At 57.4% G+C, this 19,548-nt stretch carries 17 protein-coding genes, 1 tRNA gene and 1 pseudogene; 12 read left to right on the top strand and 7 right to left on the bottom strand.

Annotated features, from left to right (window positions below; translation table 11 throughout):
- Positions 1-26 precede the first annotated feature (26 nt).
- Positions 27-848, bottom strand: a complete 822-nt coding sequence (locus tag ACYZTU_RS19970; protein WP_461971112.1) for a c-type cytochrome — start codon at positions 846-848, stop codon at positions 27-29.
- 582 nt (positions 849-1,430) lie between these two features.
- On the opposite strand from ACYZTU_RS19970, the gene ACYZTU_RS19965 reads away from it, so the two are divergent.
- The 3 genes from ACYZTU_RS19965 to ACYZTU_RS19955 all read left to right on the top strand — a co-directional run bounded on the left by ACYZTU_RS19965 (position 1,431) and on the right by ACYZTU_RS19955 (position 5,624).
- Positions 1,431-2,636, top strand: a complete 1,206-nt coding sequence (locus tag ACYZTU_RS19965; protein ID WP_461964914.1) for an acetyl-CoA C-acetyltransferase — start codon at positions 1,431-1,433, stop codon at positions 2,634-2,636.
- Between the two features lie 25 nt (positions 2,637-2,661).
- On the top strand, positions 2,662-4,806 hold the full coding sequence (locus ACYZTU_RS19960) for a 3-hydroxyacyl-CoA dehydrogenase NAD-binding domain-containing protein (RefSeq protein ID WP_461964912.1): 2,145 nt from the start codon (positions 2,662-2,664) through the stop codon (positions 4,804-4,806).
- Between the two features lie 95 nt (positions 4,807-4,901).
- Positions 4,902-5,624, top strand: coding sequence for an amidotransferase (locus ACYZTU_RS19955; protein WP_461964910.1), 723 nt, complete (start codon positions 4,902-4,904; stop codon positions 5,622-5,624).
- 51 nt (positions 5,625-5,675) lie between these two features.
- On the opposite strand, the gene ACYZTU_RS19950 is transcribed toward ACYZTU_RS19955, so the two are convergent.
- The 3 genes from ACYZTU_RS19950 to ACYZTU_RS19940 all read right to left on the bottom strand — a co-directional run bounded on the left by ACYZTU_RS19950 (position 5,676) and on the right by ACYZTU_RS19940 (position 8,435).
- Positions 5,676-6,647: a magnesium and cobalt transport protein CorA gene (locus ACYZTU_RS19950; RefSeq protein WP_461964908.1), complete on the bottom strand. Its 972-nt coding sequence runs from the start codon at positions 6,645-6,647 to the stop codon at positions 5,676-5,678.
- 162 nt (positions 6,648-6,809) lie between these two features.
- On the bottom strand, positions 6,810-7,532 hold the full coding sequence (locus ACYZTU_RS19945; RefSeq protein ID WP_461964906.1) for a 1-acylglycerol-3-phosphate O-acyltransferase: 723 nt from the start codon (positions 7,530-7,532) through the stop codon (positions 6,810-6,812).
- Positions 7,533-7,745: 213 nt separating this feature from the next.
- On the bottom strand, positions 7,746-8,435 hold the full coding sequence (locus tag ACYZTU_RS19940; RefSeq protein ID WP_461964904.1) for a crotonase/enoyl-CoA hydratase family protein: 690 nt from the start codon (positions 8,433-8,435) through the stop codon (positions 7,746-7,748).
- Between the two features lie 308 nt (positions 8,436-8,743).
- Between ACYZTU_RS19940 and ACYZTU_RS19935 the strand changes: the two genes are divergently transcribed.
- The 5 genes and pseudogenes from ACYZTU_RS19935 (at position 8,744) to ACYZTU_RS19915 (ending at position 10,480) form a co-directional block, all read left to right on the top strand.
- Positions 8,744-8,833, top strand: a tRNA-Ser gene (locus tag ACYZTU_RS19935).
- 201 nt (positions 8,834-9,034) lie between these two features.
- Entirely contained in the window at positions 9,035-9,217 is a 183-nt protein-coding gene (locus tag ACYZTU_RS19930) for a hypothetical protein (protein ID WP_274073285.1), read from the top strand.
- 240 nt (positions 9,218-9,457) lie between these two features.
- Positions 9,458-9,796, top strand: a pseudogene (locus ACYZTU_RS19925) (6-aminohexanoate hydrolase); the annotation flags it as partial.
- Between the two features lie 34 nt (positions 9,797-9,830).
- The gene (locus tag ACYZTU_RS19920) at positions 9,831-10,151 is read left to right on the top strand and encodes a YbjQ family protein (protein WP_449644356.1); all 321 of its coding nucleotides are present in this window, start codon (positions 9,831-9,833) and stop codon (positions 10,149-10,151) included.
- Between the two features lie 143 nt (positions 10,152-10,294).
- Positions 10,295-10,480: a hypothetical protein gene (locus ACYZTU_RS19915; RefSeq protein WP_461964902.1), complete on the top strand. Its 186-nt coding sequence runs from the start codon at positions 10,295-10,297 to the stop codon at positions 10,478-10,480.
- Between the two features lie 250 nt (positions 10,481-10,730).
- Here the strand turns inward: ACYZTU_RS19915 and ACYZTU_RS19910 are convergent.
- Positions 10,731-12,283, bottom strand: a protein-coding gene (locus ACYZTU_RS19910; protein ID WP_461964900.1) for an IS3 family transposase whose coding sequence is annotated in 2 segments (ribosomal slippage) — positions 10,731-11,821 and positions 11,821-12,283 — 1,554 coding nt in all. Because the reading frame shifts where the segments join, the coding sequence is not laid out codon by codon here.
- A 171-nt stretch (positions 12,284-12,454) separates the two neighbouring features.
- On the opposite strand from ACYZTU_RS19910, the gene ACYZTU_RS19905 reads away from it, so the two are divergent.
- The 4 genes from ACYZTU_RS19905 to ACYZTU_RS19890 all read left to right on the top strand — a co-directional run bounded on the left by ACYZTU_RS19905 (position 12,455) and on the right by ACYZTU_RS19890 (position 14,061).
- Positions 12,455-12,826 (top strand): bacteriocin, encoded by a 372-nt coding sequence (locus ACYZTU_RS19905; protein WP_449644354.1) that lies wholly within the window; start codon positions 12,455-12,457, stop codon positions 12,824-12,826.
- Positions 12,827-13,009: 183 nt separating this feature from the next.
- Positions 13,010-13,438, top strand: a complete 429-nt coding sequence (locus tag ACYZTU_RS19900) for a glycine zipper domain-containing protein (protein WP_449644353.1) — start codon at positions 13,010-13,012, stop codon at positions 13,436-13,438.
- Between the two features lie 127 nt (positions 13,439-13,565).
- Entirely contained in the window at positions 13,566-13,742 is a 177-nt protein-coding gene (locus ACYZTU_RS19895; RefSeq protein ID WP_461964898.1) for a hypothetical protein, read from the top strand.
- Positions 13,743-13,848: 106 nt separating this feature from the next.
- Positions 13,849-14,061: a hypothetical protein gene (locus ACYZTU_RS19890; protein WP_461964896.1), complete on the top strand. Its 213-nt coding sequence runs from the start codon at positions 13,849-13,851 to the stop codon at positions 14,059-14,061.
- Between the two features lie 111 nt (positions 14,062-14,172).
- Here ACYZTU_RS19890 and ACYZTU_RS19885 read toward each other — a convergent pair whose 3' ends face one another.
- Both ACYZTU_RS19885 and ACYZTU_RS19880 read right to left on the bottom strand, forming a co-directional pair.
- A complete protein-coding gene (locus ACYZTU_RS19885; RefSeq protein WP_461964894.1) occupies positions 14,173-14,604 on the bottom strand; it encodes a HEAT repeat domain-containing protein in 432 nt (143 codons plus the stop codon).
- On the bottom strand, positions 14,601-19,484 hold the full coding sequence (locus tag ACYZTU_RS19880; protein WP_461964892.1) for an RHS repeat-associated core domain-containing protein: 4,884 nt from the start codon (positions 19,482-19,484) through the stop codon (positions 14,601-14,603). Before ACYZTU_RS19880 ends, ACYZTU_RS19885 begins: the two co-directional genes overlap by 4 nt.
- Between the last annotated feature and the right edge of the window lie 64 nt (positions 19,485-19,548).

Here is a 19,548-nt window from a genome sequence, read left to right as displayed (position 1 = left end):
AGCCTCGCTCCTACAGGGGATAAGGGTCAGGGTTTAACTTTGCGCCCAGCCATATGCTTCAAATACCCCACCAACATCTCCAGATCCCCGTCCGGCAACACCGTCGCCGGGAACCCGGGCATCTTCGCCTGCGACCACTGGCGCAAACTCTGCGGATCACGAATGTAGCGCTTAAGGAAATCCGCGCCGAAGTACTCGGTCGGGTTAAACGGAATATTCAGGTCAGGCCCGAACTGCGCATCCCCGGCACCATTCAATCGATGACACGCCAGGCAATTCTTCTGAAACAGCGCAAAGCCCTTGTTCACCGGATCGTCGACCTTAAGCGTCGGATCTGGCAGCAGGGCAGGGAAGCGCTCGGCCACCGGTGCCATGCGCTTGATGCTCGCCACTTGAAATGGCCATTGCTCGGGGCTGATGTCGCCCGCCTGCGGATCGGTCCAGACCAGATAGAACGGTCCGGCGCCGGGCTTGCCTTCCGACAGCGCTGGCCACGGCTTGGTGGACTCTTCAATCGCCAACCATGCACGCGCACCCTGGGTATTGAGCAGCGGCGCAGCCGACAGTTCTGCGGCAAAACCATCCAAGGCAACAGCCTGTAAATGATCTTCAGGCTTGATGCCGGTCAACAACGCAGCCACCGGAACAGCGCGATAGCTCATGTCCCGTTTGTAAGACACGTCGTTACTGATGGTGATGGTCTGAACCTGAGGATGCTTGAGCAATTCCTCGGTTTGCCAGGTGCGACTGCTCGCGCCCAGCTCTAAGTTCAGCTGTGCGGCAGACAGAGGCGTGCAGAGCAGCAAGACCCCGAACAGAATGAGTGTTTTCAAGTGATCGCCGTCCATGTCGTGGAAGTGCCGCAAAGGTTGGCACACCCACGCTGGCCCGGGTAGCGAGCCAGTCACATTTTTAAGAGGGCGACATAAAATCTGTAGCTAAGTCAGCCGATCACCTTAGTCAGGTTCGGCAAAATCAACAACAGCGTGGTGGCGAATAGAATGAGCCCGGCTTGACGTACTTTCGATTGTTTGAACATGGCTTGACCGCCTTTATTGTTATTTCCTGATGCCTGCCTGCATTTCTCCATGACGGCAGAGCGTTGCACTTCCTGTTTGACGAGCGCCTCGGCAAAACCCGACGACAACTTCGTACAACTTCACCTTAGAGCCCGCGTCACGCTTGGTTTAGATCCATTTCGTATGGGCTTCATATAAATTGCGCTTAAAAAGGCATGAGGCTTAATGCCAGCTTCTTGGGCGCCCGTTTGCTAGACAGCTTGGTGTCCTGAATCGGTTGAGCCGGAGGTTGACTACCGTCCGTCTGAGCGTGACCGTCAACGTCAGTGAGCGCTGCGGTCATTGAATCCATGCCCGCTCGGCCTAAGGTGGGAACTCTGGATTTAATCCCCGCCCAGGTTCGAGGACGTCATGACCGAAGCTTTGATTTTCGACGCGTTACGCACGCCCCGCGGCAAAGGCAAGGCGAATGGCGCCTTGCACAGCGTCAAACCGGTGAACCTGGTAGCCGGGCTGCTAAAGGCGCTGCAACAGCGCACTTCCCTCGATACCCGTCAGGTCGATGATGTGGTGCTTGGCTGCGTGACGCCCATCGGCGACCAAGGCTCAGACATTGCCAAAAGCGCGACCCAGGTGGCCGATTGGGACGTCAGTGTGTCGGGTTTACAGATCAATCGCTTCTGCGCATCGGGGCTGGAGGCGGTAAACCTCGGGGCGATGAAAGTGCGTTCCGGCTTCGAAGACCTGGTGGTGGTCGGCGGCGTCGAGTCCATGTCCCGCGTGCCGATGGGCAGCGATGGCGGCGCTTGGGCACTGGACCCACAAACCAATCTTCACAGCCATTTCACCCCTCAGGGCGTGGGCGCTGACCTGATTGCCACGCTGGAGGGCTTCAGCCGTCAGGACGTCGACGCCTATGCGCTGCACTCCCAGCAAAAGGCGGCGCGGGCAAGGGCCTACGGTTCGTTCAACAAGTCGCTGGTGCCGGTGCAGGACCAGAACGGCATCATCCTGCTCGATCACGATGAATTCATCCGCGCCGAATCGACCCTGGAAGGCTTGGGCGCGCTCAAGCCGAGCTTCGAAATGATGGGGCAAATGGGCTTCGACGCCACCGCGATTCGGGTCTACAGCCATGTCGAGCGGATCAACCACGTGCACACCCCGGGCAATAGCTCCGGCATCGTCGATGGCGCGGCGCTGATGCTGATCGGTTCCGAGGCCAAGGGGCGGGCGTTGGGCTTGCAGCCACGGGCGCGGATCGTTGCCACCGCAGTCACCAGTACCGATCCGACCATCATGCTCACCGGCCCCGCACCGGCCACCCGCAAGGCATTGGCCAAGGCCGGGTTGCGGGTCGAAGACATCGACCTGTTCGAGGTCAACGAAGCCTTCGCCTCGGTGGTGCTGAAATTCATCAAGGACATGGCGATCGACCCGGACAAGGTCAACGTCAACGGCGGCTCCATCGCCATGGGCCACCCGCTGGGTGCCACCGGCTGCGCAATCCTCGGCACGTTGCTCGATGAACTGGAAACCCGGCGTCTGCGCTATGGCCTCGCGACGTTGTGTGTCGGCGGCGGCATGGGCATTGCCACCATCATCGAACGCCTCTGAGCCCCGACCTTAAGGAACAAGTGACATGACCGAAGCCATTCGTTACGAAAAAGGTCAGGACCAGATCGTCGTCCTGACCATCGACATGCCGGGCCAGAGCGCCAACACGATGAACGTGGTCTACCGCGAAGCCATGGCTGCTTGTGTCGCCAGACTCGTTGCCGACAAGGATTCCATCGCCGGCGTGATCATCACCTCGGCCAAGAAAACCTTCTTCGCCGGCGGCGACCTCAATGAACTGATCAAAGTCGGCAAGCCCCAAGCCAAAGCCTTCTATGACAGGGTGCTGTCCCTCAAAGGGCAACTGCGCACCCTGGAAACCCTCGGTAAACCGGTGGTCGCGGCCATCAACGGCGCCGCGTTGGGCGGCGGTTGGGAAATCTGCCTGGCGTGCCATCACCGGGTTGCGCTGGATGATTCTTCGGTGCAACTCGGCTTGCCGGAAGTGACCCTCGGCCTGCTGCCGGGCGGCGGCGGGGTGGTGCGAATGGTACGGATGCTCGGCATTGAAAAAGCCTTGCCGTACCTGCTCGAGGGCAAGAAAGTCCGGCCGCAACAGGCGTTGCGGGCAGGGTTGATTGATGAGCTGGCGACGGATCGTGATGAACTACTGGCCAAGGCTCGCGCCTGGATTATCGCCAATCCAGCGGTTGTGCAGCGCTGGGACGTGAAGGGTTACCGGATTCCGGGTGGTACGCCGTCGAACCCGAAAGTCGCGCAAATGCTGGCCATCGCGCCGTCGATCCTGCGCAGCAAAACCAATGGCTGCATGCCCGCACCAGAGAAAATCCTCTGCGCCGTAGTGGAAGGTGCTCAGGTGGATTTCGACACTGCGCACCTGATCGAAACCCGTTACTTCACCGAATTGACCACCGGACAGGTGGCGAAAAACATGATTGGCACGTTCTGGTTTCAGCTCAACGAGATCAATGCCGGTGGCTCGCGACCCCAGGGCTTTGCGCCTTACGTGACGCGTCGCGTGGGTGTGCTGGGCGCCGGCATGATGGGCGCCGGTATCGCCTTTGTCAGCGCGTCGGCCGGCATCGACGTGGTGCTCAAGGACATCAATCTTGCGGCAGCGCAGAAGGGCAAGGCGCATTCGGCGGCGCTGCTGGACAAGAAGGTTGCTCGTGGCCAATTGAGTGCCGATCAGCGCGATGCAACGCTGGCGCGCATTCACCCCTCTGAAAGCGACGCCGATCTGGCCGGTTGTGATCTGATCATTGAAGCGGTGTTTGAAGATCGCGATCTGAAAGCCAACGTCTCTTCGGCGGCGCAAAAAGTCGTTGGCCCGGATGCGGTGATTGCTTCCAACACGTCGACTTTGCCGATCAGTGGCCTCGCGACCGCCGTGCCGGATCAGAGCAAGTTCATCGGTCTGCATTTCTTCAGCCCCGTGGAAAAAATGCCGCTAGTGGAAATCATCAAAGGCGCCCACACCAGCGACGAAACCCTGGCTCGCGGGTTCGATTTCGTCCTGCAAATCAAGAAAACGCCGATTGTGGTCAATGACAGTCGCGGCTTCTTCACCTCGCGGGTGTTCGGCACGTTCACCAACGAAGGCATCGCCATGCTAGGCGAAGGCGTGAGCGCGCCGATGATCGAGACCGAGGCGCGCAAGGCGGGCATGCCGATCGGACCTCTGGCGATCTCCGACGAAGTTTCCCTCAGCCTGATGAGCCATATCCGCCAGCAAACCGCCAAAGACCTGCAAGCAGAAGGGAAACCGCTGATTGAGCACCCGGCGTTCGCCGTGATTGACTTGCTGCTCAACGAATACAAACGGCCCGGTAAAGCTGCAGGAGGCGGTTTCTACGATTACCCGGCCGGTGGCCAGAAGCACTTGTGGCCGGAATTGAAAACCCGTTTCGAGAAGGCTGACGGGCAGATTTCGCCGAAGGATGTGCGTGATCGGCTGCTGTTCGTGCAAGCCATCGAAACCGTGCGCTGCGTGGAGGAAGGTGTGCTGACCTCGACGGCGGATGCCAACGTCGGTTCTATCTTCGGTATCGGCTTCGCCGCCTGGACCGGCGGCGCGCTGCAGTTCATCAACCAGTACGGGGTGAAAGACTTCGTCGCCCGCGCCCAATACCTGGCGGAGCAGTATGGCGAGCGATTCGCACCCCCTGCGCTGCTGCTGGAAAAAGCGGCCAAAGGGGAGGCCTTCTAAGGGACGTATTACGCCTTCCGGGGCTTGCCTTATCATGGTGTTTCGAGGCAGGCTCTGAGGTGTGCATTATTGCCATCACGTGTCAGGTATTTTTTATGTCGTTACGCATCTGCATTCTGGAAACCGACATCCTGCGTCCAGAACTGGTCGATCAATATCAGGGATACGGGCAGATGTTCCAGCGTCTGTTCTCGCAGCAACCCATCGCTGCCGAATTCACCGTCTACAACGTGATGCAGGGCGAGTACCCGAGCGATGATCTGACCTTCGACGCCTACCTCGTCACCGGCAGCAAGGCCGATTCCTTCGGCACCGACCCGTGGATTGAAAACCTCAGGACTTACCTGCTGGCCCGCTACGAGCGCGGCGACAAACTGCTGGGCGTGTGTTTCGGCCATCAACTGTTGGCGCTGCTGCTGGGCGGCAAGAGCGAACGTGCGCCCCAAGGCTGGGGCGTCGGCACCCACAGCTACAAACTCGCCGCCAAGGCGCCGTGGATGAGCCCGCTGAGGGAAGAGCTGACCTTGCTGATCAGCCACCAGGATCAGGTCACCGCGCTACCGGAAAATGCCACGGTTATCGCTTCCAGCGAATTCTGCCCGTTTGCTGCGTATCACATTAACGATCAGGTGCTGTGCTTCCAGGGGCATCCGGAATTCATTCACGATTACTCGCGTGCGCTGTTGGATATTCGTCAGCAAGCGCTGGGCGAGCAGATTTATTCGAAAGGTATGGCGAGCCTTGAGCACGAGCATCACGGCACTACCGTTGCCGAGTGGATGATGCGGTTTGTGGCGCACAAGCCTCAGAGTGTCTGAAACTGATCGTTCCCACGCTCTGCGTGGGAATGCATCCCCCGACGCTCCGCGTCACAGCCACCCGGACTTCTTGAAGCTCACCCACAAACTGACGCACCCTACACCGATAAACCCCAGCACCCCGAAATACCCGTAATGCCACGTCAATTCCGGCATGTTCTGGAAGTTCATCCCGTATATCCCGGCCACCGCCGTCGGGAACGCCAGAATCGCCGCCCACGCCGCAAACTTGCGCTGCACCAGGCTTTGGCGTGACGCCTCCAGCAACACTCCAACCTCAATGGTCTGGCTGGCAATATCCGCCAGGGTCGTCAGGTCTTCCATCTGCCGCGTCACATGGATCTGCACATCGCGAAAGTACGGCCGCATGTTCTTGTCGATGAACGGGAAGTTCAGCTTCTGCAGTTCCTCACTGATCTCCACCATCGGCGCCGCATACCGGCGCAAACGCACTACATCGCGGCGCAAGCTGTGGAGCTTCTGGATGTCGTGCTCATTCAGGTGGCTACACAGAACGTTGACCTCCAGCGCATCGATCTCGGCATGGATTGCTTCGCCCACCGGCTGGTAGTTTTCGATCACGAAGTCGAGGAGGGCATAAAGAACGAAATCCTCCCCATGTTCGAGCAACAGCGGACGCGCCTCACAACGCTGTCGGACATGAGCGTAGGACGCCGAGTGGCCGTTGCGTGCGGTAATGATGTAACCGTTGCCGGCAAAGATATGAGTCTCGATGAACTGCAGTTTGCCTTCATGCCGGATCGGCGAATACGTGACGATAAACAGCGCATCGCCGAAGGTTTCCAGTTTCGGTCGACTGTGTTTTTCCAGGGCGTCTTCGATGGCCAGTTCGTGCAGGTTGAACTGGCGTTGCAGGTTGGCCAGCTCTTGCGCGTTCGGCTCTTCCATGCCGATCCACACAAAATGGTCAGGCTTTGCAGCCCAGGCAGCGCCTTCGTCGAGGGTGATATTGGTGACTTTTTTACCGGCGCTGTAAACCGCAGCAGCAACAACTCTACCCATGATGGTGGTTCACTTCTTAGTGGCGCTGTTTATTGGCAGCTTTCTATTGGTAAAGAATGGCAGTGCCAGGCGGTGCTCAGCTTAGCCCTGTCTGCTGCTTGAGAGTCAGCAAAGTCTGCAGAGTTCGCAGGCAAAAGAAAACCCGCACCGGGCAGGTTTCTTTTACGCGGCTTGCAATTGCCGATCCATTGACGCGATGCACTCGCGCATCTGTTCGCGGCACTGGGCAATCAGCAGCGGCATGTCATCAAGGCTCAATCCAGCCGTAGGAATCGCCGGTAGCGAGCGGATCAGAATCTTCCCACTGCGCCAGCGATTCAATCGCATGTGTTTAACGTAACTGCTGACACACACCGGAACGATCGGCACCCCGGCGGCAATGGCCATTTGAAAGGCGCCTTTCTTGAACGGCAGCAACTCTTCGCCCAGGTTGCGCGTGCCTTCCGGGAAGACCCAGATAGAGGTGTCTTCATTCTGCAGCGTGTGGGTCGTGGCCAACATCGACTGGCGCGCTTTCTGCGCATTGCCGCGATCAATCAGCACGTTGCCTGCCAGCCAGAACAACTGACCAAACAGCGGCACCCACTTCAGACTCTTCTTGCCGATACACACCGTGCGGCGGGGTACCACGTTGCCGAACACAAACAGATCGTAGTTGGACTGGTGGTTGGCGATGATCACGCAGCTGTCGGGTTTATCCATCAATGGTCCGACTTCGGCCTTCACCCGCAGACGCAAAATGCACATCGCCGGCCATGCATAAAGACGCGCGCACAAACGGCTGTTGTCCGGATTGAACGGTCGGCACAGACCGAGAATCACCCCGAGCACACCGGCCAGAATAAAGTGCAGGCCCATCAATAACATACGAAACACAAAGAGCATTTACAGGCCCCACCGAGACAAAAGGTGGCGCAGTGTACGGATGTGCACTGTTTTCGGCAATTGCCACTACAGAGGTGGGAGATAGGCGATGTTTGAGCGCATGTTTCCGACTTGTGGGTCAGACGCAACCTAGAGCGGTTGTAGGCTTTTCAACAGAATGCGTAAGAAAAAGCCCAACACGACGGTCGGGCTTTTCGATTTTTCAGGTTTGGTTTAAACCAAATGCTCCTGATCCTGGATGATTGCGTTGTCCAGCGTCTCCAGCAACGCTTTGCGCACTTTCAACTTGGTGTTTTTGTGAGCAGTCATGTTGATCTTCTTCAACTGACGAGCCGCCGCCAGCGCCGCGCCCTGCAACTCCTCGGCCGACACCACCAGATCGAGGAAACCGGCATCCACGGCGCTCTGCGGATTAAACATCTCACCGTTGATGACGGAGCGGTGGAACGCCGACTTGCGCAGGCGATCGCGGGCTAGCTCGATACCGGCGTGGTGCATGGTCATGCCGATCTGCACTTCGTTCAGACCAATGCTGAACGGGCCGTCGACACCAATGCGGTAATCCACCGACAACAGCAGGAACGCGCCCTTGGCCACCGCATGCCCAGGGCACGCCACGACCACCGGGAACGGGTGCGACAACAGACGACGAGCCAGCGTCGAACCGGCAGTCACGAGCGCAACGGCCTCTTTAGGGCCTGAGGTCATCACCTTCAAGTCATAACCGCCCGACAGAATCCCGGGCGTACCGGTAATGATCACCACCGCACGATCAGTCACCGCCTGATCCAGCGCAGCGTTAAACGCAACAATCACGTCCGGGGAGATGGCATTGACCTTGCCATTGCTCAAGGTCAGGGTCGCGATACCGTCTTCGAGATGGTAGGAAATCAACTCACTCATGACGCTATTCCTTTGAATAAAGTAGGGCAGACGTTACCCACCGCCGTAGGCCAGGTAAAGCGCCGTGACCGACCACCCAGTCACCCTTTTCCCGCCCGGCGAGCATCGCCCGCCACGCCAGCCGCGCATTCCCCTCTATATAGAAGCGGGGCGTGACGCCGGAGATTGGCCGGTTTGCCATGGCCCGGAACTCACCGGAACGACTAAATCGCTAACCGCATGAAAATTCTGAAAAAAATATTTGCCATCGGAAAAGCTTTCGACTACATTAGCGCGCCTCGACAGACAGAACATGTTTGAAGAGATACGGTGAAGTGTCCGAGTGGCTTAAGGAGCACGCCTGGAAAGTGTGTATACAAGAAATTGTATCGAGAGTTCGAATCTCTCCTTCACCGCCAAATTCGATGTGACCAAAACCCCTGATTTCGAGAGAAGTCAGGGGTTTTGTGGTTTCTGGTGTCTGGATTTCGTGTATGGCAATGTTACGTTTCGGAAGGGGTATTTGGTGCGCCTTTAGGGTACAAAATGAATCAACGGGCAAGGCACATGACGCGGCCCATTATCTGGATGGACGCATGCACGTTATGCAGGAATTCACCATGAAACAGGCCGAACTGGAAAAGGTTCACGTGGAGATCGTCAAGCTGATGGCTGAGCAGCGCAAGCTGAACGCCGAAGCCGGGAAGATGACCCGTGAAACTTTTTGGTATCCGGTGGCTGTGGCGACTGGGTTGATTGGCACGGTGGCCACTGTCACAGCAGTGTTGGTCAAGCTGCTCTAATACTTTGGGCCGTCCACCTGATGGACTGCCCGACCCCCTCGAATGGAATCGACACCATGTCTCATCCTCGCGCCGCTTCCCGCCGCATAGCTATTTCCATCGCTGTCGTGTTGATGAGCACCGTCTCCTTATTCGCCACCGCATCCACGACTAAGACTTTCCCCTGCCCACGATCAACGTTTAACGGGGGCTGGGCGCACCGGTTCCATTGGTATCGGCGCTGCGCAAAGACATCGATGCGATCAGTTTCGTCATGACGGCACGTTCAACGGTCAGCAAATCGTGCCCAAAGCGGTGGTCGACGATATCCGCAGCAGCGGCGGCAAACAGGCATTCGCCCAGGCCGGTTACGATTTGTTGAAGGGTTGGAGCTACCGTTCGATGTGGTGGGTGACGAACAAAGAGTGCGGAGCCTTCATGGCGCGCGGGGTCCATGGACAACGCATTTATGTCGACCCGAAAGCCGAGATGGTGATTGCTCGCTACGCCTCGCATCCTGTTGCCAGTCATTCGGCCAACGATCCGGTCACCTTGCCGGCGTTTGATGCGTTGGGCCAACATCTGTCCAGGTTACCTTGAGTAAATATCCGCTGGCCATGAAGAAGGAAATTTAATGATCACCACCACAACCCACACCATCGAAGGCCGGCAAATCACCGCCTATCTGGACATCGTCAGTGCCGAGTCGGTGCAGGGTGTCAACGTTATGCGCGATATGTTCGCCGGGATGCGGGATTTTTTCGGTGGACGCTCTCAGACATTGGAGCGGGCGTTGAAGGACGCACGAATTCAGGCAACCGACGAGCTCAAGGAGCAGGCACGGGCGCTTCAGGCCGATGCGGTGGTGGGGCTGGATTTTGAGATCAGCATGCCTGCCGGGAAGGGCGGGATGGTGGTGGTGTTTGTGACCGGGACGGCGGTAAAACTGCGGTGAGTGAAGCAAGGCGCCATTCGTCGGGCATGCAACAATCTGAATCACAAGTCCAGTAATGACCGACTAGTCTCAGAATCCTGGGTGGTCGATATTTTTTGGCAAAATAGGCTTGCCGGTGTCGACCCTTTTGAGAGGGGAAAGGTATGACTGATCCGTATATCGAAGAGGAAGGGGCGGAGTTTCCGATCAACAATTGCGTCCAGTGTGGCCAAACGGAGTATGTGGCGAGCTTTGGCGAAGACCCGGTCCAAAACAACAAATTGAAATCAGCGGTGCGCCGAGGGCCCAAGGCGAAGTTTATGCCCAAGGTGGCGCCTACCAGGAAATAACTATCAACCGTACAGCCCCCCGCCATTGAGCGGGGTTTTCATTTTTGGACTACAGACACACAACCAGCGGATGATTTTTTTCACAAACTTTTCACACCTACCTACGTAGGCTCAACACATCCGTTAGAAAGCAGTACCTGGCCCGTTCCCCAGCGGGCTTTTTTTTGCCTGCCATAAAACCTTTTCTATAAACGCTGTCCAACCGTCGCCTACGGCGTTTTTCAAGGTAGTTGTCGCGTCAACCGTCTAACTATGCCGCTCTTTTCTCAACCTGTTGCTCTCGATCCGGGTTCAACAGCACGGTACCGACCGGCTCCCAGTTACGTGTTCGACCCGACCACCGTTCCGGCTTTTTCTCTTTGGCTCGTTCGTACAACTCATGTCGCCGCGCCAGGATCTGGTGGTCCAGCCCTCGATGCCGCTCCGTCGGTGTCACGAAGCGGATCCGGCTATGCCGGTGCTCGTTGTTGTACCAACGCATAAAATCCCTCACCCAAGCGCGTGCGGCGTCCAAGCTGGCAAAACCCTCCTGCGGCCATTGCGGGCAATATTTCAGCGTTCTAAACAGCGACTCCGAGTACGGATTGTCGTTGCTCACTCGCGGTCGGCCACGGGACGGCGTGATGCCCAGGTCGTACATCTTGCTCAACAGCGTCAGCGATTTCATCGGCGCACCATTGTCCGAGTGCAGCACCAGCGGCTCGCGTAAACACTGCTCGCCGATCACGCTGCGTTGCAGCAGCGCAGCGGCTTTTTCGCCGCTTTCTTCTTCGTAAACTTCCCAGCCCACGGCCTTGCGGCTGTAAATATCTTCGATCAAATACAGGTAGTAGTACTTGCCGCGTATCGGCGACGGCAAATACGTGATGTCCCACGACCACACCTGATTGGGCGCTTTGGCGACATGCGTCGTCGGTGCCGCATGCCGTCTGGGTCGCTGGCTACGGCCCCGATGATGTTGCTGACCGGCTGCACGCAGGATGCGATAAAACGTCGCTTCCGACGCCAGATAACGCCCCTCGTCAGCCAGCCTCGGCACGATCTGACTCGGCGGCAAATGGGCATACGCAGGGCTGTTACACAGGGTCACGATCGCTTGTCGTTCGATCTCGCTCAACGCATTACGCGGCGTGGGCCGCACGGTGGTTGTGCGGGCATCGGCTTGAACATCCTCACTCTGAGTCCATCGCTGCAAGGTTCTGAGCGACAGCCCCACCTCCTGGCACGCTCTGATTTTTCGAGCACCGGCCACGATGGCTTCGATCAACCAAGCCACCAACAACTGCCGTTCCGGCAAAGAGGTCAGGTGTCCTCGTTGTCGATCCCCCAGTAATCGTTGAGCTTTTTTCGCAGCACCAACAACGCGGCGGTCTCGGCCAGCGCCTTGTCTTTACGCAGCAGTTCGCGCTCTAGTTGCTGAATACGTTTCTTGTCCTTGCGAGATTGTTCGCGGTCGACCTTTTGTTGGTTCTGAACACTCTGCTGCCCCGTGATACAGGCTTGGCGCCAGGCGCTGACGTGTTCGGGGTACAGACCTTTTCGTCGGCAGTACTCACCCAGTTCGAGCTGCGACAGACCGGCGGTTTCAAGGACGACAGCGAACCGGGCTTCAGCAGACCAGTTCTCGGGGAGTGGCTTGTCTTCAGGCACGGCGCTTCCTTCAGAACTGACCTTCTTGCGCCAGTTGGACAAAGACATTTCGCTAACCCCTTCACGCCGGGAAACCTCGGCCATTGTCAGGTTCAGCGGGGGAAGCAGCATCTTGAGTAATGCGGCTTTGCGTTCAGGTGAATAGTACGGCACGACCAGTCTCTTTCCGCCCCCGATATGCTTTTTCAGGAAAATTCGGAGAGGCGACAACTATCCTGACACCGGGGGCCTATAGCGAGGTTGAACCCGTGCGTGCCTGGATTTTTCTCCTCTAAAGCATTCAGTCTCGCCCCTTTCTGTTACCCCTTTTTTGAGGTTCTTGTCATGCGTTTAACACTGCCTGCTATGGTTTTTGGGCTTTTGGTTGCTCAAGGTGCAATGGCTGCTGGTGACGGCACTGCCGCGATCGGTGGTGGTTTGGGTGGCGCGCTGGGCAATGTGGTCGGCCAGAGAATGGGCGGCAGCACCGGTGCAGCGATTGGTGCGGGTGTCGCGGGTGCGGCCGGCAGCGCTGTTGCCGCACGCAAAGGCAGCCGCACTAAAGCAGCCATTGGTGGTGGTGTCGGCGCGGCTGGCGGCTCGGTGATCGGCAACAGCCTGGGCGGCAAGACCGGTTCCACCATCGGCGCAGGCTTGGGCGGCGCATTGGGCGGCGGCGTTGGCAGCAACCTGGCCAAAGGTCACAAGCGTCACTGATCCTGATCGATAAGTTTAAAACGCCCGGCTTGATGCCGGGCTTTTCGTGTCTGGATGTTTCTTCCTCCTACTCTTCAGGTCTACAGCTGTCCAACGATCAGCGCTGACGTGGGGAAAAAGATAGACTCACGCCATCCGTAACGCGTTCTCTTACCCCCGATACGGAATTTAGAGGTTCATATCATGCGTTTGACATTGTCCACGTTGGTTCTGGGACTTTTGGTCGCTCAAGGTGCAATGGCAGCCGGTGACGGCACCGCTGCAGTTGGCGGTGGTATTGGCGGTGCGCTAGGTAACGTGGTCGGCCAGCAAATGGGCGGCAGCACGGGTGCAGCGATTGGCGCCGGTTTGGGCGGCGCGGCAGGTAGCGCGGTCGGCGCAAACAAAGGCAGTCGCACAGAAGCGGCGATTGGTGGTGGTTTGGGGTCGGCGGGTGGCTCGGTGATCGGCAACAGCCTCGGCGGTTCTACCGGTTCGACCATTGGCGCAGGTTTGGGCGGCGCGGCGGGTGGGGCGGTCGGCAACAACTTGGGTAGCGACAGCGGCAGTTCGCACTCCGGTAGCGGCCACAAGCATAAGCATAAAAACAAGCATAAAAACAAACATCACTGATTCGACATCAGCTACACCAGAAACCCGGCCCAGCGCCGGGTTTTTCTTTTTTGGTAGTAGGACTCTGGAACGTTTGGTCGTAGGTCGCCTCGAACTTCATACACCCCAGAACGTTGTGAGGCATGCCATGACTCCTAAAACCGAAGGCAAGGAAGAAAAAGGCCCTAGCGCGCTTCCGTTTATTAACGATCCCGGTAACGAAGACCCTGGCTCGCTGATGGACGACGCAACGGTACCGCTCAACGATTCCGATGATGCAGGCGATGTCGGAAATATCGAAGACGAGGATGAGGGCGACGATTGACATGCTTTACGACAGACTCGACCGATCGTCTCTCTGATCGAACGCATGTATGGCGCAATCCTCGAAATGTCAGGGCCTGCTTTTCAGGTCCCTCGAGAGGTGCTTTATGAACGCTGATCCGAAAGACGCCGACATCGACGAAACCCCGGAATATCCGTTGCCTTCACCGACCGATTCCCTGAGTCGCGATCAACGTCCACCTGACGACGACACTGCTGTGGAGCAATTGCCGTCTGAGGAAGTGAAGCGAGGGAACGTGGAAGCTGACCCTGAAGATCCGGACATTGCTGGTGATGATGGCTCAAACGAATCGAGCTGAACATCCGAAGCTCTGGGAGTGGGGCTGGAGGCTCCAGTAGTTTCGGGTGGTTAAGTAACCCAATATTTACAATTGAATGCCCAGTAAATTGCTGGGCATTTTTGGCTCACCCTAATCCATTGAAGTTTGAGACTTCGCTAATAGCGATCTGAGCTCAGGTTCAACCTCCTCGTGTGGGGTTGAGTTTATAATTTCAATTATGGCAGTCGCATATTTATTTTCTATTGCGACCTCGGCCCAATCTAGTTCGTAAATTGCAATTGTGCGGGCATCAATATATGAAGACTCCATGAGGACAAGCTTCATTATTTCAATTGCTTCTGGTGAGCGGTTCTCTCCTAAGGAAACGATACAACGCTGCTGCCAGTATTCAGCTTTGCTCAACACTGTTGCTGCAAGTTTCATCCAGTCTTCGCCTGCAAAATCACACAACACCACTTTGGCCACAAGCTCGCTGGAATAGGCAGTCCAGTTGGAGTTTTCTGAATCACCAATCCAGGCCTCAAGTTTCTGAAAAATGTCGTTCTTATCTTCTGGCCTCACGGTTTACCTCCCGTTGGATAGGATGAGGTGATCTGATCGTTTTCTTTGATCACTTGCCATTCAACGCCATCAATGATTTTTGTGTGTTGGGTGATTTTCGTTCCAGCCTCATCGCGAATAATTGCACCTGGTGTACGTGCTACCTCATCCGTAGCTCTTAGGATCTTTTCGTCACTCCAGTTTTCAGGCGCAAACGTATGTCGATTCGGTGATTTCGCGGCTGACCAGCCTACTGTTCCATCTTTACGCTCAAGAATCATCTTGAAGTTTTTTGCGCTGATGGTGCCATCTCTATTCGTCTGAAGTACGTCCACTTGATATTCCGGGGAGTTGAGTACTTTTGCAGAGTGCCCACCAATTGGACTGTTATGCCTAGGGCTACGAACCCCGTACAGAATTTTGTTCTGCATTGCGGCGGTAATGGTCCCTGAGTAGGGAAGGTTTGGCTCTCCCTCATTTACCTTGGCATTGTTAGTCTCATCCGCAGTTAAGCAACTTCCTATTCCCGCCTGTGGGCAACTCCCACTCAACCCCAACGGATCAACCCATCCCGTAGGGTTCTGTGTGTACTGATACCCGTTTAACCCACCCGCCAGCCTACTCGGGTCCGGTGTCAAATACCGTCCAACATCCGGATTGTAGTAGCGATGCCGGTTGTAATGCAGACCCGTTTCCGCATCGAAATACTGTCCCTGAAACCTCAACGGCTGATCATGCACTTGATGAGTGTCGCGGTTGAGGCGGGTCAGGCGGCCATACGCTGTGTATCGGGCGGCCCAGATGATGTCGCCGCTGTAGTCGGTGAGTTCTTGTGGCGTACCGAGGTGGTCGAGTTGGTAGTAAAACGGACAAGCCTGGCGTGGGCCTTTGCCGTCGAGCATGGCGAGCGGGCGGAAGGTGCCGGGTTCGTAGAGGTAGCTGCGGTGGTGTTCCTTGCTGCTTTCAGCGACGAGGTTGTCGCCCTGCCAGAAGAATTCGGTGGTGTTGCCATCGACAGTTTTGGCGATGCGGCGGCCGAAGGCGTCGTAGCGGTAGGTGGCCTGATTGCCGTTAGGGAGGGTGGCGCTGATCAACCGATGTTGGCAGTCGTAACGGTACTCGGTGACCAGTTTTTGTGCAGTGCCGCGGCGCTCGCGGATCAGGTTTCCAAAGGCGTCGTAATCGTAGTGGCGGTCGCCTTGTATCAATAGGCGATTGCCTTTGACGGTGGTCGGGCCTGGACAATCTTGCATCACCAGGTTTCCGGCCGGGTCATGGGCGAAGCTTTCGGGCTGTTGGTCGCGGGAGTGGCGGACGCGGATCAGGCGGTCGAGGGGTTCGTATTGATAACTGCGTTGGCCGTGACGGCTGTCGGCAATGTTGTCGAGATTGCCGTTGGCGCTGTAGGCATAGTCGCGGCGATACAGCGGTTGTTGCTGTTGGCTGACGGCGTGGGCTTTCAGGCGACCCTGATCGTCGTAGGCATATTCGCTGAGCAACAGGCCTTGCTCGCGTTGCTGTTCGCGACCGGAGGCGAAGTGGTGGGTGGTGAGCCGGGCGCCATTGAGGTCGATCGCCGTCAGCGCACCGCCCTTGGCGTGGTAGTCGAGTTTGCTGTTGTCCGGCAGGCGCAGGTGGTTGAGCTTGCCGCAGTCGTTGTAGGCATAACGCAACGTGCCCCAACCCTGATGCTCGGTGATCAGGCGATTCTGTTTGTCGTACTCGAACTCCAGCGGGTGATCGTTGCTGTCATCGACGCTGACCAATCGGCCGAGGCTGTCATAGCGATACTCGACGTTGACGCCATCGGGCAGGTTTTTGACCAGCAGTCGTCCAGCCGAATCCCGTTGGTAATTCGTGAACAGCTCTGAGCCGTTATCGCCGAACTCGATTTTCTCCAACAGGTGGCCATTGAGGTCGTAGGCATACGCCGTGCGTCGGCCATCGAAACCGGTTTCCTGTCGGATCAATCCGTTGGGTGTGTAGTCCAGTCGATAGTGTTCGCCGGATTCATTTTCGATTTCCGTCAGCAGTAGCTGCGCGTTGTCGTAGCGATAACGCAGGTGCGTTCCGTCAGGGTTGATCCGGCGACTGACAAGATGCAGGTCATCGTCGTACTCAAAACGGGTGACGCGCCCCAGTTCATTGCGTTCGGCGGTGATTTTGCCGTAGGCGTTGTAGCTGAAGGCGCGGCTGGCGCCTGTGGGAAGCGTCGTCTGGATCAGTCGGCCGACGGCATCCCATTGGTACTGGGTGACGGCGCCGTGTTCGTCCTGACGGGTAATCTGCCGACCCAAAGCGTCGTAGGAAAACCGCCGCTGACCACCGTCCGGCAACGTTTCTTGGAGCAGTTGCCCTAAGGCGCTCCAGACGAAGACATGCCGGCTGTTGTCCGGGTAACGGATCGACAGCAGCTGGCCTTTTTTGTCGTAGTGATAGTGGCTGACATGGCCGTCGGGATCGGTCGCTTCGGTGATAGCGCCCTGAACATTGCGCTGATAGGTCCAGACCGCTTTACCGCAATACCGCGCGTGCAGGAAACCATTGCGATATTCGTAGGACGTCGGTTCGTCTTCGGGCGGAATCAGCGCAATCAGCCGTCCGATCTCGTCATAGCGGTATTGGGTAATTGCCCCCAGCGGATCCTGTTCGCTCAGCAACCGACCGTTGTCGTCGTAAGCCTTAAGGTGTTCTGCGCCATTGGGGTCGACCCGACGCACCAGTCGCGCCTGTTCGTCGTGCTCGTAAACCTCCTCGCTGCCGTCGGCGTTTTTAACCACCACACTGCCGTTGTCATCCCAGACATACCGCGTGTCCATCTGCGAAAACGACGCCCAATGGCGGACGCATCGGGCAGCCTTGCCGGACCTTTCCCACTCCCAGTAGAAACTTGCTCCACCGGCCAATTGCCGTTGCAGAATCACGTGCTGCTCGTCGTAGTCGTATCGTTCGCTTTCGCCGGCGGCATTGGTCGCTTCGATCAAGCGCTGACACGCGTCGTAGCGGTAGGCAACCAGTGTTTGCTCGGTACGCCAGGCGTTTTCCAGGGTCTCGGCGGGATGAAAGCTTTGGTACTCGACGGCAACTATGTGTCGGCGCTCATAGCGCAACAGCAGGGAACGCCCGGCACCGTTGTCGAGGCGCTTGATCCTGTCAGAAGTGTCCCGCTGCACCGTCAGCCGATTGCCATAGGCATCGCTGATCGCCATCAGTCGCCCTGTACGAAAGTGGTAAAACCGCGCTGTCTCGCCAGCCAGAGCGAGGATCAGTTCTTCGGGCTCATCACCTAGATAAATCGCCGCGCGCGACAGGCTGTTATGAATCGCCGGGCGCTCGACACTCGGAAGAGGAAAAGTCGTACGACGGTTTTCGTGGTCGGTCCAGACAACCTGTGCTTCATCGACGTCCAGCCGATGAGCGAGGGAATGACTCCAGCCGAATCCGAGCCCGCAATCGATCTCCACAGCACTGGTGCGATAGAGCCGGGTGAAGTCGAACGGTAAAATCCCATCCAGCGAACCGTCGGTGAGGGTCAGCAATTCTTCGCCCGTAACCATCGATACCGGACAGCCGTTGGTACAGGTCAACGGTGCGCAATCGGCGCTGTCGCCGTTGGGGTTTTTCGCCTGATCGGGAGCATCGTCGCGGTGTTCCTGACGAACCAGGCGGGTCTTGGCCTCGGACTTGTCGCGAGCGATGGCGACCGGATTCTTTACCAGCACAGCCGGTGCAGCCCCCGCGCTGATCTGCAGTGACACCGCGGGTGCGGGTTTAAGCGGAACATTCCGGGCGCTGACTGCGAGGGGTTTGAGTACGCCAGCGTGGGCGGTCAGGTCGGACTTGGTGGTCAGTTCGGCTAGCCGCAAACTCGCGGCCGCCAGCCAGTTCCGTGCTCGCTCCGACTTGACCTTGTTCAGCACCATGGCGCTTATGCCAAGTTTCAGTCCTGTAGAACCTGTGAAGCGTGCCAACAGCAATCCGATCAATATTCCTGTACGAATTTCCGCCACGACCTCAGCGATATGCTGCGGCGGCAACCTCCTCAGCCAACTGGTGATCGCCGCGAGATGAATGAACATCAACGGTTCGTCGCTCAGCATCAGCAACACATTGGCAATGGTCTCGGCCGAAGCGTCCAGCAGCGCTTTAAGTTCGACCTCGGTCAGGTACTCAAGGAGCTTTTCGCTATTGGCTTGCAGGTCCGCGATCAAGGCGTAAACCTGCTTTACGTCATCCCACAACCCGTTCAGCGAGTTCTCGAAACCGCGCCAGTCAGCCTGTTGCAGCATGCCGTAGCGTTCGGTAAAACCGGCCTCGGAAAACGCTGCCCACAGCGGTTGGAACTCGGTGTTCCATTCGTTGCGCAGCCAGCCTTCCAGTTCGCCGATCACGCCCTTATACGAGTCGAACAGCGCTTTGACATGCGCCGTGGAAACATTCGGAAAGAAGGTGATGCGATAACGCAGGCTGCGTTCGCAATCGGGGATTTCCAGAATGCCGCTGGGACCGATCTCGCGGTAGATCGGTTCGCCAAACATGCCTTCAGAGAGGTAAGGTTCAAGCATCACCGGCGTATTGCCGATCGGCACAAACCGCGCGGCATCGAACATGTGCACCAGGGTCAAAGAACCACTGGCCGAGCACGAAGTGACTGTTGAACTGACTGGCGTGGTGGAATTCTTCGGCACGCTAAGACGGACTTCATTGCCGACCTTGAACACCTGCTCGACATCCAATGCCCTGCCGGTCCAGAAACTTTCAGCCCAGGCGTCGTAGTCATTGATACACAGCCGAAAATCACCGAGCAGCGCTTCGACATTCGGCTGCTCAGGGTCCATGGCGGCGACCACCAGCAGCCCGATGGTGTTATTCAAGGCCAGGACCTTGTCAGGTACGAACATTCACAGTCTCTCGCGCGGATCAATTCAGAACGCGGGACTTTGCGGGGGATCGGCGTGGAAAGAA

The organism is Pseudomonas sp. HLT2-19-2 (genome assembly GCF_054898005.1).
Note: the sequence above shows the minus strand (reverse complement) of the source record. Positions and strands in the feature narration are given on the sequence as shown.

Excerpts from the sequence above, each read along its gene's own strand:
- ACYZTU_RS19970 (WP_461971112.1), bottom strand. The coding sequence starts at position 848 with ATGGACGGCGATCACTTGAAAACACTCATTCTGTTCGGGGTCTTGCTG.
- ACYZTU_RS19965 (WP_461964914.1), top strand. The coding sequence starts at position 1,431 with ATGACCGAAGCTTTGATTTTCGACGCGTTACGCACGCCCCGCGGCAAA.
- ACYZTU_RS19960 (WP_461964912.1), top strand. The coding sequence starts at position 2,662 with ATGACCGAAGCCATTCGTTACGAAAAAGGTCAGGACCAGATCGTCGTC.
- ACYZTU_RS19955 (WP_461964910.1), top strand. The coding sequence starts at position 4,902 with ATGTCGTTACGCATCTGCATTCTGGAAACCGACATCCTGCGTCCAGAA.
- ACYZTU_RS19950 (WP_461964908.1), bottom strand. The coding sequence starts at position 6,647 with ATGGGTAGAGTTGTTGCTGCTGCGGTTTACAGCGCCGGTAAAAAAGTC.
- ACYZTU_RS19945 (WP_461964906.1), bottom strand. The coding sequence starts at position 7,532 with ATGCTCTTTGTGTTTCGTATGTTATTGATGGGCCTGCACTTTATTCTG.
- ACYZTU_RS19940 (WP_461964904.1), bottom strand. The coding sequence starts at position 8,435 with ATGAGTGAGTTGATTTCCTACCATCTCGAAGACGGTATCGCGACCCTG.
- ACYZTU_RS19930 (WP_274073285.1), top strand. The coding sequence starts at position 9,035 with ATGAAACAGGCCGAACTGGAAAAGGTTCACGTGGAGATCGTCAAGCTG.
- ACYZTU_RS19920 (WP_449644356.1), top strand. The coding sequence starts at position 9,831 with ATGATCACCACCACAACCCACACCATCGAAGGCCGGCAAATCACCGCC.
- ACYZTU_RS19915 (WP_461964902.1), top strand. The coding sequence starts at position 10,295 with ATGACTGATCCGTATATCGAAGAGGAAGGGGCGGAGTTTCCGATCAAC.
- ACYZTU_RS19905 (WP_449644354.1), top strand. The coding sequence starts at position 12,455 with ATGCGTTTAACACTGCCTGCTATGGTTTTTGGGCTTTTGGTTGCTCAA.
- ACYZTU_RS19900 (WP_449644353.1), top strand. The coding sequence starts at position 13,010 with ATGCGTTTGACATTGTCCACGTTGGTTCTGGGACTTTTGGTCGCTCAA.
- ACYZTU_RS19895 (WP_461964898.1), top strand. The coding sequence starts at position 13,566 with ATGACTCCTAAAACCGAAGGCAAGGAAGAAAAAGGCCCTAGCGCGCTT.
- ACYZTU_RS19890 (WP_461964896.1), top strand. The coding sequence starts at position 13,849 with ATGAACGCTGATCCGAAAGACGCCGACATCGACGAAACCCCGGAATAT.
- ACYZTU_RS19880 (WP_461964892.1), bottom strand. The coding sequence starts at position 19,484 with ATGTTCGTACCTGACAAGGTCCTGGCCTTGAATAACACCATCGGGCTG.